This window comes from Pseudoneobacillus rhizolycopersici (assembly GCF_054786815.1).
In genome coordinates, this window is sequence record NZ_JBTOOE010000181.1 from 1 (window position 1) to 251 (window position 251).

The 251-nt window shown below is 63.7% G+C and carries 1 pseudogene; it reads right to left on the minus strand.

Going from position 1 to position 251, the window contains the following annotated elements:
- Window positions 1–251, minus strand: a pseudogene (locus ACX9YW_RS23335) (hypothetical protein); the annotation flags it as partial.

Below are 251 nucleotides of genomic sequence, written 5' to 3' on the forward strand. Positions count from 1 at the left end.
CGAAAGGAGGTTGTTCAGGCCGCGCAGCAGGTTCTGGCCGCCGCTCTCCAGCGTTTCGCGCAGCACCTGCGGGTTGGTGAGCGCGAAATTGGAAGGCGAGAGCGCATCGACGTACTGGCGCGTGAAGAACGCCACCTTGCGCTCCGACTCCGGCGAAAGTCCTTCGACGCCCGCCACCGCGTGCTGGATGTGGCGCGCGGCGATGAGGTAGGACTGCTTCATGTAGTCGAACAGGAAGTTGGAGCTCCAGT